The organism is Spirillospora sp. NPDC048911, from assembly GCF_043198015.1.
Classification (GTDB): Bacteria; Actinomycetota; Actinomycetes; order Streptosporangiales; family Streptosporangiaceae; genus Spirillospora.
The window spans coordinates 68240-83694 of sequence record NZ_JBICUD010000014.1; the positions used below are offsets into that span (position 1 = coordinate 68240).

At 71.4% G+C, this 15455-nt stretch carries 14 protein-coding genes; 6 read left to right on the plus strand and 8 right to left on the minus strand.

What is annotated here, in order from left to right; all coding sequences use genetic code 11:
• Positions 1–129 precede the first annotated feature (129 nt).
• From fdh to ACGFNU_RS44975, 4 genes are all read left to right on the plus strand, one after another.
• Positions 130–3390 carry a formate dehydrogenase gene (fdh, locus tag ACGFNU_RS44960; RefSeq protein WP_392602816.1) on the plus strand — a complete coding sequence of 1087 codons (3261 nt, stop codon included), beginning with the start codon at positions 130–132 and terminating at the stop codon, positions 3388–3390.
• Between the two features lie 72 nt (positions 3391–3462).
• Positions 3463–4320, plus strand: a complete 858-nt coding sequence (locus tag ACGFNU_RS44965) for a 4Fe-4S dicluster domain-containing protein (RefSeq protein ID WP_392603006.1) — start codon at positions 3463–3465, stop codon at positions 4318–4320.
• A complete protein-coding gene (nrfD, locus tag ACGFNU_RS44970; protein ID WP_392602817.1) occupies positions 4317–5363 on the plus strand; it encodes an NrfD/PsrC family molybdoenzyme membrane anchor subunit in 1047 nt (348 codons plus the stop codon). Before ACGFNU_RS44965 ends, nrfD begins: the two co-directional genes overlap by 4 nt.
• A gap of 37 nt (positions 5364–5400) precedes the next feature.
• Entirely contained in the window at positions 5401–6807 is a 1407-nt protein-coding gene (locus ACGFNU_RS44975) for a dihydrolipoyl dehydrogenase family protein (protein ID WP_392602818.1), read from the plus strand.
• Positions 6808–6954: 147 nt separating this feature from the next.
• Here the strand turns inward: ACGFNU_RS44975 and ACGFNU_RS44980 are convergent, their stop codons facing one another.
• The 4 genes from ACGFNU_RS44980 to ACGFNU_RS44995 form a co-directional block, all read right to left on the minus strand.
• Positions 6955–7392 (minus strand): YdeI/OmpD-associated family protein, encoded by a 438-nt coding sequence (locus ACGFNU_RS44980; RefSeq protein WP_392602819.1) that lies wholly within the window; start codon positions 7390–7392, stop codon positions 6955–6957.
• Between the two features lie 14 nt (positions 7393–7406).
• The gene (locus tag ACGFNU_RS44985; RefSeq protein WP_392602820.1) at positions 7407–7799 is read right to left on the minus strand and encodes a pyridoxamine 5'-phosphate oxidase family protein; all 393 of its coding nucleotides are present in this window, start codon (positions 7797–7799) and stop codon (positions 7407–7409) included.
• Positions 7800–7805: 6 nt separating this feature from the next.
• Complete coding sequence (locus tag ACGFNU_RS44990; RefSeq protein ID WP_392602821.1) at positions 7806–8261, minus strand: carboxymuconolactone decarboxylase family protein; 456 nt, start codon at positions 8259–8261, stop codon at positions 7806–7808.
• Positions 8262–8401: 140 nt separating this feature from the next.
• Entirely contained in the window at positions 8402–9706 is a 1305-nt protein-coding gene (locus ACGFNU_RS44995) for an APC family permease (protein WP_392602822.1), read from the minus strand.
• A 109-nt stretch (positions 9707–9815) separates the two neighbouring features.
• Here ACGFNU_RS44995 and ACGFNU_RS45000 point away from each other — a divergent pair, with 109 nt between their 5' ends.
• Positions 9816–10283, plus strand: a complete 468-nt coding sequence (locus tag ACGFNU_RS45000) for an Lrp/AsnC family transcriptional regulator (protein ID WP_392602823.1) — start codon at positions 9816–9818, stop codon at positions 10281–10283.
• A 38-nt stretch (positions 10284–10321) separates the two neighbouring features.
• Here the strand turns inward: ACGFNU_RS45000 and ACGFNU_RS45005 are convergent, their stop codons facing one another.
• The 3 genes from ACGFNU_RS45005 to ACGFNU_RS45015 all read right to left on the minus strand — a co-directional run bounded on the left by ACGFNU_RS45005 (position 10322) and on the right by ACGFNU_RS45015 (position 13693).
• The gene (locus ACGFNU_RS45005) at positions 10322–11398 is read right to left on the minus strand and encodes a HesA/MoeB/ThiF family protein (RefSeq protein WP_392602824.1); all 1077 of its coding nucleotides are present in this window, start codon (positions 11396–11398) and stop codon (positions 10322–10324) included.
• Positions 11399–11570: 172 nt separating this feature from the next.
• Positions 11571–12806, minus strand: coding sequence for a hypothetical protein (locus tag ACGFNU_RS45010; protein WP_392602825.1), 1236 nt, complete (start codon positions 12804–12806; stop codon positions 11571–11573).
• Complete coding sequence (locus tag ACGFNU_RS45015) at positions 12803–13693, minus strand: LysR family transcriptional regulator (protein ID WP_392602826.1); 891 nt, start codon at positions 13691–13693, stop codon at positions 12803–12805. Before ACGFNU_RS45015 ends, ACGFNU_RS45010 begins: the two co-directional genes overlap by 4 nt.
• 304 nt (positions 13694–13997) lie before the next feature.
• Between ACGFNU_RS45015 and ACGFNU_RS45020 the strand changes: the two genes are divergently transcribed.
• Complete coding sequence (locus ACGFNU_RS45020; protein ID WP_392603007.1) at positions 13998–14807, plus strand: BBE domain-containing protein; 810 nt, start codon at positions 13998–14000, stop codon at positions 14805–14807.
• Between the two features lie 7 nt (positions 14808–14814).
• Here ACGFNU_RS45020 and ACGFNU_RS45025 read toward each other — a convergent pair whose 3' ends face one another.
• On the minus strand, positions 14815–15402 hold the full coding sequence (locus tag ACGFNU_RS45025; RefSeq protein WP_392602827.1) for a TetR/AcrR family transcriptional regulator: 588 nt from the start codon (positions 15400–15402) through the stop codon (positions 14815–14817).
• Positions 15403–15455 lie beyond the last annotated feature (53 nt).

The window sequence follows — 15455 nt, forward strand, 5'->3', positions numbered from 1 at the left end:
GCCTCACGCAACGTGAGGGTCAAGCCGGATCCGAGAATCTCCCCTGGCACCGCGACCGGCTTGTGGCCGGGTACACCCACTTCACGGTGTCTTGGGCTTATGCGCCTCACTTCCGGGCACGACGGCCCTATGGGTGTTCGCAGCTGGCTCGGGGATTGGCCTGTCTACCGGCAGCTCACGGGCGGTGACCTGCTCGGACGGGGGGCGGCCGTCCAGTCGGCTCGTACGGCCGGGCTCCGGGCCAGGACGGCGACGGCGGACCGGGTGGTGAAGTCCGTCTGCCCGTACTGCGCGGTGGGCTGCGGCCAGAACGTGTACGTGCGGGACGAGAAGGTCGTGCAGATCGAGGGGGATCCCGATTCGCCGGTGAGCCGGGGGCGGCTCTGTCCCAAGGGATCGGCCACTCTGCAGCTGACCACGGGATCGGCGCGCCGCCACAAGGTGCTCTACCGGCGCCCCCATGGCACCGACTGGGAAGAGCTCGACCTGGAGACGGCCATGGGGATGGTGGCCGACAGGGTCCTGCGTACCCGCCGGGAAGGCTGGGAGGACGAGGTCGACGGGGTACCGGTCCGGCGCACCCTTGGGATCGCCAGCCTCGGCGGGGCCACGCTGGACAACGAGGAGAACTACCTCATCAAGAAGCTCCTCACATCGCTCGGTGTGGTCCAGGTCGAAAACCAGGCTCGCGTCTGCCATAGCTCGACCGTGGCAGGGCTGGGCACCTCGTTCGGCAGGGGTGGCGCGACCACGTTCATGCAGGATCTGCAGAACTCCGACTGCATCGTCATCCAGGGGTCCAACTACGCCGAGGCGCATCCGGTCGGCTTCCAGTGGGTGATGGAGGCCAAGGCACGCGGTGCGACGGTCATCCATGTGGATCCGCGATATACGCGGACGAGCGCGGTCGCGGACGTGTACGTGCCGATCCGGGCTGGCTCCGACATCGCGTTCCTAGGCGGAATCATCAATTACGTCCTGGAGAACGAGGCGTACTTCCGCGAGTACGTCCTGGCCTATACGAACGCGTCGAAAATCCTGAACGAGGACTTCAGGGATACCGAGGACCTGGACGGGGTCTTCTCCGGGCTGAACGAGGAGACGCGCCACTACGACTTCGCGAGCTGGCGTTACGAGGGCTCCGACGTGGTGGCCGCGGCAGGTGAACGGGACGAGGAGTACGACGAGCGCACCCGGTCCATCCGCGAGTCGGGACGTGGGGAGAGCCACGGATCCGGAGGCGCCGCAGTCGATTCCGAGGACGTGCCAACGGACGAGACGTTGCAGCACCCGCGCTGCGTCTTCCAGGTGCTCAAGCGCCACTTCGCGCGGTACACGCCAGAGCTGGTGGAGCAGGTGTCCGGCGTCCCGCCGCATCTCTTCGCCAAGGTCTGCGAAGCGCTGGTGAGCAACTCGGGCCGTGACCGTACTAGCGCGTTCGTCTACGCGGTGGGCTGGACGCAGCACACGGTCGGCGCGCAGTACATCCGGGCTGCCTCGATCCTGCAATTGCTGCTCGGCAACATCGGGCGCCCTGGCGGCGGCATCCAAGCTCTACGCGGCCACGCGAGCATCCAGGGATCGAGTGACATTCCGACCCTGTTCGACCTGTTGCCTGGGTACATCCCCATGCCGCATGCGCACGCCCACGAAAACCTCGACGCCTTCATCAGAGCGGACGCCGCCAAGGACGGTTACTGGGGCAACATGCGGGCGTACATCGTCAGCCTGCTCAAGTCCTGGTGGGGCGACGCGGCCACGGCGGACAACGACTTCTGCTTCGACTACCTGCCGCGCCTGACCGGGAGCCACAGCACGTACGAGACGGCGATGGCCCAGATGGACGGCGTCTGTAAGGGCTACTTCCTGATGGGCGAGAACCCCGCCGTCGGGTCGGCCAACTCCCGGGTCCAGCGGCTCGGCATGGCCAACCTCGACTGGCTGGTCGTCCGGGACTTCTCGCTGATCGAGAGCGCGACCTGGTGGAAGGACGGGCCCGAGATCGAGACCGGCGAGCTGCGCACCGAGGACATCGCCACGGAGGTGTTCTTCTTCCCGGCCGCGTCGCACACCGAGAAGGACGGCAGTTTCACCAACACCAACCGCACCCTGCAATGGCACCACGCCGCGGTCGAACCCGGCGGCGAGGCACGCAGCGATCTGTGGTTCATGTACCACCTGGGACGCCTCATCCGGGCCGGGCTGGACGGCTCGACCGATCCGCGAGACCGCCCCGTCCTCGACCTGACCTGGGACTACCCCACGCACGGGCCGCACGCCGAGCCGAGCGCGGAGGCGGTGCTCGCGGAGATCAACGGATACGGCCCCGGCGGCGCGCCGCTCTCCTCGTACGAGCAGCTGGCCGGCGACGGCACCACGAGCTGCGGATGCTGGATCTACTGCGGTGTGTACGCGGACGGCGTCAACCAGGCGGCGCGTCGCAAACCCGGGTCCGAGCAGAGCTGGGTCGCACCCGAATGGGCCTGGGCGTGGCCCGCCAACCGGCGCATCCTCTACAACCGCGCCTCCGCCGAACCCGACGGGCGGCCCTGGAGCGACCGCAAGGCGCTGGTCTGGTGGGACGGCTCGGCCGGCGAAGCGGGTGAATGGGCCGGGCATGACGTGCCGGACTTCCAGAAGGCCAAGGCGCCCACGTACCGTCCCGGGGACGATGCGAAAGGGCCCGACGCGATCGCCGGAACCGACCCGTTCATCCTGCAAGCCGACGGCAAGGGCTGGCTCTTCGCGCCTGCCGGACTGGTGGACGGGCCGATGCCGACGCACTACGAACCGCAGGAATCGCCGTTCGACAACCCGCTGCACGAGCGCCAAAGACACAATCCCGTACGCGAGGTGTTCTCGCGCCCTGACAACCGGCTGCATCCGAGCGGTTCCGACCCTGGCGCCGACGTCTATCCGTACGTCGTCACCACATACCGGCTGACCGAGCACTTCACCGCTGGCGGCATGTCCCGCTGGTCGCCTTACCTCGCGGAGCTGCAACCCGAGTTCTTCTGCGAGATCTCACCGGAGCTGGCGGCCGAACGCGGGCTGGTGCACGGCGGCTGGGCCACGATCGTCAGCGCGCGCAACGCCATCGAGGCCAGGGTGATGGTGACCGACCGGATGGCGCCGCTGCGCGTCGGCGGCCGCGTCCTGCACCAGATCGGCCTGCCCTTCCACTGGGGCCCGAACGGGTACAGCCGCGGCGACGCGGCCAACGAGCTGGCCTCGATGTCGCTCGACCCGAACGTGCACATCCAGGAGGTCAAGGCCCTGACGGCCGACATCCGGCCGGGCCGGCGGCCACGCGGTCCGGCGCTCCCCGAGCTCGTCCGCGGCTACCGGGAACGTGCGGGCATCACCGAGCGGACCGGCATGGAGGTATGACCGATGAGTCTTCTCTCGGGTCCAGAACAGGACGTGGCGGGCGACGCGGGGCATCACGACCATCCACCGCGGATGGGGTTCTTCACCGACACCTCCGTCTGCATCGGCTGCAAGGCCTGCGAGGTCGCCTGCAAGGAGTGGAACGCGACCCCCGAGGACGGGCTCACGTTCACCGGAATGTCGTACGACAACACCCAGGGGCTGAGCGCCGACACCTGGCGGCACGTCGCGTTCATCGAGCAGCGCAAGCCGGTCGGCCTCCAGGAGCACGGCATCCAGCACGCGGCAGCCGACCACACGGCGTACGAGGGGCTGGACGTGCTCGGCATGGCGGCCGACGCGAGCCAGGACGGCGGCGGGCTGCGCTGGCTGATGGCCTCGGACGTGTGCAAGCACTGCACGCACGCCGCCTGCCTGGACGTCTGCCCGACCGGATCGCTGTTCCGCACCGAGTTCGGCACCGTCGTCGTGCAGGAGGACATCTGCAACGGCTGCGGCTACTGCGTGCCCGCCTGCCCGTACGGCGTGATCGGCCAGCGCGAGGACGACGGCCGCGTCTGGAAATGCACGATGTGCTACGACCGGATCGGCGACGGGCTCGAACCGGCCTGCGCCAAGGCCTGCCCCACCGACTCCATCCAGTACGGCCCGCTCGACGAGCTCCGCGAGCGCGCCGCCGCGCGCGTCGAGCAACTGCACGAGGGCGGCGTGACCGACGCGCGGCTGTACGGGGCGGATCCGGCCGACGGGGTCGGCGGGGACGGCGCGTTCTTCCTGCTCCTCGACGAACCGGAGGTCTACGGGCTGCCGCCCGACCCGGTGGTCACCACCCGCGACCTGCCCTCGATGTGGCGGCATGCCGGTGCGGCGGCGCTGACCCTGCTGGGCGGCATGGCCGCGGTCACGCTGGCGACTCGGAGGCGGCGGTGAGCGACGCGGAGGTGCGCACCGAGGGCCTGCGCGGGCAACGCCCTGGCAGGGAGGCCGTGCCCGGCGCCAAGGGCGGCCACGGCGAACGCGGTCGCGGTCGGGGGAAGCGGCGCGGCGAGGCGAGCATGGTGCCGGACGCCGACTTCACGAGCTACTACGGGCGTCCCATCATCAAGGAGCCGACCTGGAAGGCCCTCGACATCGCGGGTTATCTCTTCCTCGGCGGGCTCGCGGGCGCCTCGTCGGTGCTGGCGGCGGGCGCCCACGCCACCGGCCGCGACAGGCTCGCCACCGCGTCCAAGGTCGGCGCGCTCGGCGCGATCTCGCTGTCCACGGCGGCGCTCATCCACGATCTCGGGCGGCCGGAACGGTTCGCCAACATGCTGCGCGTCCTCAAGCCGACCTCGCCGATGAGCGTGGGCTCCTGGATCCTGTTCGCCTACGGCCCGGCCGCCGGGCTCGCGGCGATCACCGGCGTCACCGGCATGGCACCGGGCGCGGGCCGCGCGGCCACCGGCTGGGCCGCGCTGACCGGCTCCGCGGTCGCCACGTACACGGGCGTGCTCTTCGCCGACACCGCCATCCCCGCCTGGCACGGCGCCTACCGCGAGCTCCCGTTCCTGTTCGCGGGCTCGGCGGCCGCGGCCGCCGGGGGCCTCGGCCTCCTGCTCGCACCCCGCGCCGAGAACGACCTCGCCCGCGGCACCGCCGCGTTCGGTGCCGCACTCGACCTCTGCGCGGGCCACCTGATGCGCCGCCGCCTCGGACCGCTCGCCGAGCCCTACGAGCAGGGCAAGGCCGGCCGGCTGATGCGCACTGCGGAGATCCTCACCGCCGTCGGAGCCGGTGCGGGCCTCCTGGCGGGCGGGCGCGCAGGCAGGCGCGGACGGGCCGCCGCGGCAATCGCGGGCGCCGCGCTCCTCGCAGGCTCGGCGGCGACCCGGTTCGCGGTCTTCGAGGCCGGGCGAGCCTCCGCCGCCGACCCGAAATACGTGATCATCAGCCAGCGCTCGCAGCCGCGTTCCGGCCAGGACACGCCGTGAGGTCGGATCGGGGAGCGCGGAGGGATACCGTGACCGTATGGCCGATCTAGAGACCGACGTTGTCGTTGTAGGTGCCGGCCCAGCCGGTGAGAACGTGGCCGACTGCGTGGTTCGCGCGGGTCTGACCTGCGTCGTCGTCGAGGATCACCTCGCCGGCGGCGAGTGCTCCTACTACGCGTGCATCCCGAGCAAGGCGCTGCTGCGGCCGATGGACCTGGTCGGCGAGGTCTCGCGCGTCCCGGGGCTGGAGCTGGGCCCGGTGGACGTGGCCGCGGTGCTGGCCCGCCGGGACGAGGCGAACTCCCATCTCGACGACAGCGGCCAGGCGGAGTGGATCACGAAGCTGCCCGCGACGTTGCTGCGCGGCCGGGGCGGCCTCACCGGCGAACGCGAGGTGACGGTCACCGCGGCCGACGGCACGGTCACCGTCGTCCGCGCCCGGCACGCGGTGGCGCTGGCCACCGGCAGCGTGCCGATCGTCCCGCCGATCGAGGGGCTGGCCGAGGCCAAGCCGTGGTTCAGCCGGGACGCCACGACCGTGCGCGAGGTGCCCGCCCGCCTGGTCGTGCTCGGTGGCGGCGTGGTGGCGTGCGAGATGGCCCAGGCCCTGCACGCGCTCGGTGCGAACGAGACGACGCTCCTCGTCCGGGGCGATCAGCTCCTGGGCCGTGTCGAGCCGTTCGCCGGAAAGCTGCTGGCCGACTCGTTCCGCGAGAGCGGGATCGACGTGCGGTTCGACACCGAGGCGCAGCGCGTCGAGCGGGGCCCGGACGGCACGGTCACCGTGCACCTTTCGGACGGGTCGAAGGTCGAGGCCGACGAGCTGCTGGTGGCCACCGGACGCCGCCCGGCCACCGACGGCCTCGGGCTCGACGTCGCCGGCCTCGGCGGCAAGGGCCCGGTCGAGGTGGACGACAGCATGCGCGTCCCCGGCAACGAGTGGCTGTACGCGGTCGGCGACCTCAACGGCCGCAGCCTGCTCACCCACATGGGCAAATACCAGGCCCGTGTCTGCGGCGACGTCATCGCGGCGCGCGCCAAGGGCGAGGCCGACGACCGCCCCGCACTGCGCGACACGGCCGACGGCTACGGCGTGCCGCAGGTGGTCTTCACCGACCCGCAGGTCGCGGCCGTGGGCCGCACCGAGGCCGCCGCCCGGGACGAGGGCTTCGACGTACGGGTCGTCGAGTACGACCTCGCCAACGTCAGCGGCGCCTACCTGCTGGGCGACGGCTACAAGGGCCGGGCCAAGGCGGTCGTCGACGAGCGGCGCAAGGTGCTGCTCGGCGTGACGTTCGCGGGTCCGGGCGTCGCCGAGCTCGTCCACGCGGCCACGATCGCCGTCACCGCCGAGGTCCCGCTCGACAAGCTGTGGCACGCCGTCCCGTCGTTCCCCACCGTCAGCGAGATCTGGCTGCGCCTGCTGGAGGAATACGGCCTCTGACAAGCCACCGAGGGCCCGCCAACGAGCCATGAACGAGCCACACGCGCGCCTGGACGAGCCGTCGGCGGCCCCTGGACGAGCCGTGGACAGGCCGTCGGCGTGCCGTGGACGAGCTTCGACGGGCTGGTCCTACTGGCCGGTGATCGGTCAGATGTTGAGGATCGTGTCGATGGCCTTGGCGATGCGCCGCTGGCGGGTCGCCGGGGTCTTGGCGTCCTCGATCGCGCGCACGTGCTGCCGCTTGTGGCTGTAGGCCAGCCGGTCGTACACGGCGCGGGCCGCCGGATCGCCGTCGAGCGCGGCGGCGAAGTCCGGCGGTTCCACGACGACGCGCGGCTCGGTGTCGAGCCGCACGTCCATCTCGATCTCGTCGCCCGGCTCGATCCCCGCACCGGCCCGGTTCGCCGCGCTGATGCCGATGAGCGACCGGCCGCGCATGGCGGCGACGCGGCTGCGCCAGGTGTGCCCGTTGACCGTGATGATGACCGGCGGCCGCTTGCCACCGCCGAGGGCGTCGAGCACCTCGGCCGGTACCTGCACGGCCGTGGCGTTGCCGGACGGTTCGACGGTGGCCCGGAACAACATGGTTCTCCCTCCGGTCAGGACGCCGCGGCCCGGCAGCGGCGGCGTATCGCGACGAGCTGCCGGAGCGCGGTCGCACGTCCGTCCACCGCGCCTTCACGCTGAAGGTCGTCGACGGCCTCGACAAGGATCTCGACGGCGGTGTGGTCGGGGTCCCCACCCATCGATCGTGCCACCACCCGGGCCGTGCCGCGGGCCGTGAACCCCCCGTCCTCCCAGCAGACCAGGAGCGCGACCCGCGGGTGGGCCCCCAGCCGGCCGAGGTCGTCCCGGGTGCGGTCCAGGCTCAGCAGGATCGAGTCCGCACCGGCCCGGACCGGCTCGGCGACGGGATTCGCATAGGGCCCGTCCGCGTCGAGGGTGGTCAGCACGGCCGCGGCTCCGGCAGGCCAGACGGGCAGTTCGGGCACGTGGTCTCAGCCCCACGCTCCGGCGACCTGCCGGGTGGTGGCGTTGAGCCGGTTGAAGAGGTTGGTGATGCCGATCATGAGCACGATGGCCGCCAGCTGCTCTTCGGTGTAGTGCGCGGCCGCGGCGTCCCAGATCTCGTCCGGGACGCCGTTGAGGTCGTCGGCGAGCCGGGTGGCCGACTCGGCGAGCGCCAGCGCGGCGCGTTCGGCGTCGCTGAAGTAGGGCGACTCGCGCCAGGCCGCGACCGCGAACAGCCGCTCGTCGGTCTCCCCCGCCTTCCGCGCGCTCTTGGCCCCGGCGTCGACGCACGCGCTGCATCCGTTGATCTGGCTGGCGCGCAGGTGCAGCAGCTCCAGCGTCGTCTGCGGGACGCCGCCCGTGTACGTCGCCTTGTAGAGGTCCTGGATCGCCGTCATCGCGCCGGGCAGGACCATCGCCGGGTTCTTCATACGAGCTTGCATGAGCCGTTCTCCTCTGTGAGCGCCGTGCCGGAGGTCCGAGGGCCGGACCCGGCCCGACCTCCATACCGATCACGCTATGGGCGGCTCACCTTCCCTGGCTTCTCCATTCTTGACCGACTCGAATCGGCTTTCCGGAACCGTCATCGCGCGGGACATGGCTCGGGTTGTGCCTGGCCGGGCCGTACCTGGCCGGACTGCGCCTGGCGGGGCCTTCTCAGCCCCACGGTCGCGAGCAGCGCGGGGATGAGCAGGAAGACGCCGCAGGAGACGACGACCACCGCCGTGAAGCTCGCGGCGGCCAGGGCGATCGCGCGGGCGCGGCCGGTGAGCAGCCGGACGGCGGCGGCCATGGCGAGCACGGTCACCGCGGCCAGGCAGGCCGCGGTGGCCCTCATCAGCGCGTCCAGGTCGAGTCCGCTCCCCACCACCGGCACCGCGACGATCGCGGTCACCCCTGCCAGCAGCCCCAGGCTGCGGCGCGGCACCTGGCCGGGCCCGGCCCCACGGGCGAACCACCGGGGCAGCGTCCGGTCCCGGGCCAGCGCCGCGCCGAGCCTGGCACCGCCGGCGACGTAGGTGTTGATCGCGATGAAGCTCAGCACGAGCGCCACGACGGCGGTGATCGGACGGGCCGCCGCCCCGAAACCCTCCTCCAGGAGCAGGGCCAGCGGGACCGCCGAGGTGGCGGCGCGGTCGCCGAGGACACCGGTCACGGTCACGGCCAGGCCGAGATAGAGGACGCCGACGATGACCAGGGTGAGCGTGGTCGCGCGCTGCAGGAGCCGTCCCTGCTTGAAGTCCGCCGACAGGTGGCTGACCGCCTCCCATCCGGCGAACGCGAAGAACAGCACCCCGGCGGCGTGCACGACGCCCATCCCGCCGTGCGGGGCGAAGGGGGTGAAGTTGGCCGGGTCGGTGCGAGGTCCGGCGACGAGGATCGCGGTCACCAGCAGGGCCGCCAGCGCGACGACCAGCACGAGCTGCAGCCGTCCCGACATGCGCAGGCCCGCGCGGTTGGCGGCGAACGCGAGGAGCAGCAGGCCGCACGCCACCGCCACCGCCGTCGCCCGGCCCCCGCCGACCGAGGCGGCCACGTACTCGCCGCCGATCAGGCCGCCGGCCAGCGTGCCGACGGGCACCGCGGCGAAGAACCACCACCCGGCCACGGCGCCGGCACGGGGTCCGAAGGCGCGGGCCACGAAGGTCGCCGCCCCGCCGCCGTCGGGGAAGCGCGTGCCCAGCACCGCGAACGTCGCCGCCACCGGCACGCTGAGCGCCAGCAACGCCGCCCACGCCAGCACCGACGCCGGTCCGGCGGCCGCCGCCGCGAGGTGAGGCAGCGCCAGCACGCCCGGCCCCAGGACGGAGCCCACCAAGAGCGCCGTGCCCTCCCCCAGGCCGATTCCGGTCCTGCTCCGCGGACTCGGCTTCGTCGTCACCGCCACCGCCGCCCCCCTTCATACGATCAGCTCGATGCGCTGAATGTAGCCATCTGAACGGGGAAGCAGCGATCCAGATGAACGTTTGTCCAGAAGAAGCGGGCATAATCCGGTCATGGACGAACTTGATACGGAGATCGTGCGCCTTCTCCAAACGGATGCTCGGCAGTCCAACCGAGAGCTGGCCAGACGGCTCGGGATCGCGCCGTCCACCTGCCTGGAACGGGTCCGGTCACTCACCCGGCGCGGCGTGATCCGCGGCTACCACGCCGACATCGACCTCGCCGCGCTCAACCGCGGTGTGCAGGCATTGGTGTCGATCCAGGTGCGGCCGCTCAACCGGTCGGTCATCAACACGTTCAAGGAGTTCGCCTCGGGCCTGCCGGAGGTGATCAGCGTCTTCGTCGTGGCGGGCGGCGACGACTTCCTGCTGCACGTGGGCGTGCGCGACCTCGACTACCTGCACTCGTTCCTGCTCGACCGGCTCAGCAAGCGGAAGGAGATCGCCGGTTTCCGTACCTCGGTGATCTTCCAGCAGGTCCGCAACCCCGCGCTCAGCCGCCTGGACGACGCGTCCGGATGAGGCGGCCAGGCGGGGGGCCAGGTGGAGTGGGCGGCTGATCAGGAGCACACCGGGCAGGAGGGGTCCCTGTCGATGGGCTGCCATTCGGGGACGAGCCCGGTGTGAAGGTCGAGCACGACGTACGCCCCGGCCGCGCGCGGCGGTTCGAAGCCGGTCAGGTAGCGCAGCGCCTCGTAGGCCACGAGCGAGCCGAACTGCATGGTCAGCGGCCCGATGAGCGCGTTGGTGAACGGCCTGTCCCGGACGAGCCGCTGGGCGGCGCCCGCCGTCGTCCGCTCCGCCGGGCCGGGCAGCGCCCGCTCATGGCATCGCAGGCACGCGCTCTTGCCCGGATCGATCGAGCAGTAGATCAGCTGGGTCCGCATCATGCCGCCGGTCACGAGCGGGATCCCGGCCCGTACCGCCGTCTCGTTCAGCCAGAGGTGCGAACCCCGCTCCCCGTCCAGGCCGCCGGCCATCACGTCGATCCCCGCGGTCAGGTCGCGGAGGTCCTCGACGCCCGCGATCCAGCGGTCGACCGTGCGCACCTCGATGTCCGGGTCGTACTCGCGGACCCACTCGGCCGCCCGCTCCACCTTCGACCGCCCGAGGTCGGCGTGCCGGTAGAGGAATTGGCGACTGAAGTTGCGCGGCTGGACGACGTCGTGGTCCACCAGCGTCATCGCGCCCACGCCGAGCCCCGCCAGGCACGGCACGATCTGCGAGCCGCCGCCGCCCACGCCCAGCATGAGGACGTGCGACTCCCGGAGCCGCCGCACGTACTCCGCGCGCGATCGTTCGAGGTCGGCGAACGAGCCGAAGAACGACAGGTTGGACGAGTGGCGTGCGTCGAGCGCCGGGTCGCCGAGCGTGCTCTGGCCGGCGTCCTCCAGCAGACCGAGGGAGGCCAGCCCGTCGAGCCCCTCCCGAACGTCCTCTTCGGTCAGCGCGAACCCTCGGTCCGCGAGCGCGCCAGCGAGTTCCCGCGCGGTACGCGGCGCGCGGCGGAGCTCGGTCAGCAGCGCGGCGACCTGCCCGCCCGGATCGGCCAGCGTGATGGCCTCCCGGGGATCGGCGACGACCACCAGCTCGTCGCCGAGCGGCTCCCACACACATTCCTTCAGCGCGACGAGCACGGGTCCTCCAAGACGACCCTCCATGACAACGGGGACGGCCCGGCGAGAAAGCTCGCCGCGCCGTCCCCGAGGGTCGGTGGACTACTGGTTGGAAGCGCCGCTGGTGGCCTTGATCGGCTCTACCTTCTTGACCTCGATCTTCATGGGAGGCTCCTCTCGAGGTGGGCTACGCCTACGAAGAACGATCATGCCTCACAACGCGCCGAAGATCCATCCCCCGGATCGCCACCGCCAGCACGACGAACCAGGGCCCGAAGAAGAACGCGGCGCAGACGAGCGCGTACCAGAACGTCCCGTCCAGCGGCGGCCCGCTGATGCCGTCCGCCGTCCACTCGACGACCGGCGGCACCGTGGGCAGCACGAACGCCAGCACCCAGGCGGCGACGGCGGCGAACCCCGCCAGCCACAACCACCGGAACCACGACCCCACCCGGACGTCCCGGGGATCGGCCGCGTCCAGCTCCCCGGCCTCCGCCGCACCGAGCCGCCCGAAGGCCCGCCGCAGCAGCAAGGTCTTCACCCGCCAGAGGTTGCGGCATCCGGCCGCCGTGATGAACACCGCGTACAGGTCCGTGCGCAGGAAGAGCATGCACTGCCACAAAAGCTGAGACACGAGAACGAACGACCACGCGGCGGCGAGCGAGCGGGCGACCGGCGGAAGATCTGAGCCCGCCGCGAGCCGCACCGCCAGCAGGCACGCGAGCACGACGGAGTCGAAGGCCATCCCGGCCAGCAGCGGGCCGAACCGCCGCCCGCGCGGCACCGCCCACAGGTGCGAGAGATCGGTCTCGAAGACCATGAACACCATGCGCCGGTCAACGCCGAAGCGAGCGGGCACGCCCGCCGCCCGCGCCGCCAGCCAGTGCCAGACCTCGTGGACGGCCATCACGGCGAGAGTGAACGGATACAGGAAGAGGATGCTGCGGCCGATGTCATCGAAGACGAACGCGTCCTCGGCCGGGTCAGGGCGCATCGAAGGGACCCCGACGAGCACACCCACGTTGAACAGGGCGCATGCCGCGTAGACCACCCATGCCGTCCGCCCGAACAACACACGCACCAGGCCGCCGAGCCGAACCGACCCAGCCGCGCTAGCCGACCCGGCCGCGACTGCCGCCTGGGCCAATTCTCCCTCGGCCGCCTCTTGCCCGGCCGCCTCTCCCTCGGCCACGAAGCCGAGTTCTCGCAGCGTGGCCACGAAGTCGTCCATGTCGACCGGCTCCCCGGCGAACGCCGCCGCCTCCCGGCCCGCCTCCTCCGGCGTCGCCCCGCGCTGGAGAGCGGCGATCACAACCCCGCCGACCTTGGGCATCGCCACGAACGTGCCCGTCTCCGGATCGCCGACCAGGACGTCGTCGCCCTCGTCCACCAGGCTGAGGGGCCGCAGCCGCACGGGCTCGCCGGTCATCCCGGGGCGGGCATGCGCGTGCGGGCCAGATCGATCAGTGCCCGCGCCGCCGGGCCGGTCGGGCCCGCAGCCCTCCAGGCGAGCGCGATTCGTCCGATCATCCGGGGCCGCGTGATCTCGATCGCCCGCAACTCGTCCTGGTAGGCGAGCGTGGCCGACTTGGGGAGGACCGCCACTCCGAGCCCGCGCGCGGCGAGTTGCGCCAGCATCGGCGGATCGCCGATCTCGAACGCGATGTTGGGCGCGAAGCCCGCGGCGGCGCAGGCGTCATCGAGGATCGCCCGCAACCCGGTGCCCCTCGGGAGGCAGATGAGCGGGCGGTCCCGCAGGGCGGTCAGCGGAACCGTGTCACGGCGGGCCAGGGGATCGTCGAGCGCGACGGCGGCGACCACGACCTGCTCCAGGATGATCTGGGTCTCCAGGCCCTCCGGCGGCTCCGCGCCCATGGCGATGAAGCCCAGGTCGAGCCGGCCGGTGCGGAGCGCGTCGATCATGTCGGCGGCGCGGGCCTCGGACAGGGTGATCTCGACCTGCGGATGGTCCCGGTGGAAGTCGGCGAGCAGCCCGGGCAGGTCGAGGATCTTCATCCATTCGATCACCCCGACGGTGACATGCCCGCGGACCAGGCCGGTCAGCTCGTCCACCACGAGCCGCGCCCCGGCGACCGCGGCCAGGGCCGCCCGCGCGTAGGGCAGCACAGCGGTGCCCGCCTCGGTCGGCCGCACCGTGCGGCCGGAGCGGTCGAGCAGCGGCTGGCCGAGCTCGCGTTCAAGCTGGCGGATCTGGGCGCTCACACCGGGCTGGGCGACGTGCAGCCGGGCGGCGGCGCGGGTGAAGCTCGCCTCCTCGGTCACGGCCACGAGATATTCGAGCTGCCGGAGCTCCATAACCAAGGATGCTAACAGCAAGAAGATCTATCTCTTGGACTTCTGAGAAACCGGACGGCAGGGTAGATATCGCAAGGCACGTCGGTTGAGGGGAAACAGCATGAACGGCTTCGAGGCACTGGTCGCACGCGTGGACGGCGAGGTGATCCGGCCGACGACGACGCCTACGACGGGGAGCGCATCGGCTACCAGCTCGCCGGGCCGCACCGGCCGGAGCTGATCGTCGCGGCGGCCTCCGCCGCCGACGTCCAGGCGGCGGTGGGCGCTGCGGGGCGGGCGCGGCAACTTCGGCGTCGTGACCGGGATGGAGATCGAGCTGCTGCCGGTCGGCACGATCTACGGCGGTGGCCTCTACTTCGGCACCGATCTCGCGGCGGAGGCCCTGCGGACGTTCCGGGAGTGGTCGGCCGGCGTCCCCGACGAGATGACCTCGTCGATCGCGCTGATGCCGTTCCCGGACGTGCCGCAGATCCCTGAGGTGTTCCGCGGCCGCCATGTCGCGCACATCCGGATCGCCTACGCCGGTGATGCCGCCGAAGGTGAACGCCTCGTCGCACCGTTGCGCGCCATCGGACCGCGCCTCATCGACTCGGTCGACACGATGCCGTATGCGAAGAACGCGACCATCCACAACGAGCCGGACCAGCCGATGGCCTACCGTTCCAGCCACGTGCTCATGGACGAGCTGACCGTGGAGGCGGTTCAAGCCGTCCTCAACCTCGCCGGCCCACGCACCACCGGAGGGGATGCTCCCGTACGGGCCATTGTCGAGGTGCGGCATCTTGGCGGGGCACTCTCCGCGACGCCCGCGATCCCGAGCGCGGTCGGCAACCGTGGTGCGCAATATCTCGTCGGGCTCCTGACCAAGCTCGACCCTTCGGGGACCCCGGGCGCTCCCGAGCCCGTCCACGGCGCCTTCATCGACGCGATGAAGCCGTGGGCGACGGGCGGCCGTCACCTCAACTTCCTCTTCGGCGACAACGCGACCGAGGACGAGGTGCGCGCCGCGTACGAGCCGGAGGATTATCGGCGGCTCGCCGAGCTGAAGGCGGCGTACGACCCCCGCGACATGTTCCGGCTCACCCACCGCATCCGGCCGCCGAGGTCCCGCTAGCCGAGCGTCAGGCGGGCTCGCCGGGCTCCTGGTCGTGGGCCGCCGTGAGGATCTCGTCGGCGACCTGGAGGAGGGCGGCCCGCTTCTCCTTCATCGTCCCCTCCATGTCGGTCAGCGCGAAACCGCCGAAGTAGACGGTGAAGAGCGCGCTGATCGACCGGATGCGCCCGATCATGTCCGCTTCGGGATCGGCCATGAGGCCTCCCAGCGACTTCATCCGGTCCCTGAAGTCGCTGGCCGGGCGCATGTCGCGCAGCGCCGCCTGGTTCTCCTGCAGGAAGCGGAAGAGCGACGCGTTGTCGGTGAGCACCCCGTTCAGGCGGCTCAGCAGCGCACGCCGGATCTCCAGGGTGCGCGACTCTCCCTCGGCCCACTCGATCAGCTCGTCGAGCGACGTGCCGAGCCGGTCGAAGAGGCTGAGGACGATGTCCTCCTTGGTCTTGAAGTGGTAGTAGAGCGCCGCCTTGGTGACGTCCAGGCGCTCGGCGATCTCGCGCAGGGACGTCTTCTCGTAGCCGTGCTCGAGGAACAGCTCCAGTGCCGTGTCCTGGATGCGCTGGCGCGTGTCCTTGCGGCGGGTCTGGGTCTTGGCCACGGCACGCTCCCTTCCTCGTGGGCCTAGGTCCAAGGTCTGACTCTAACTTACTT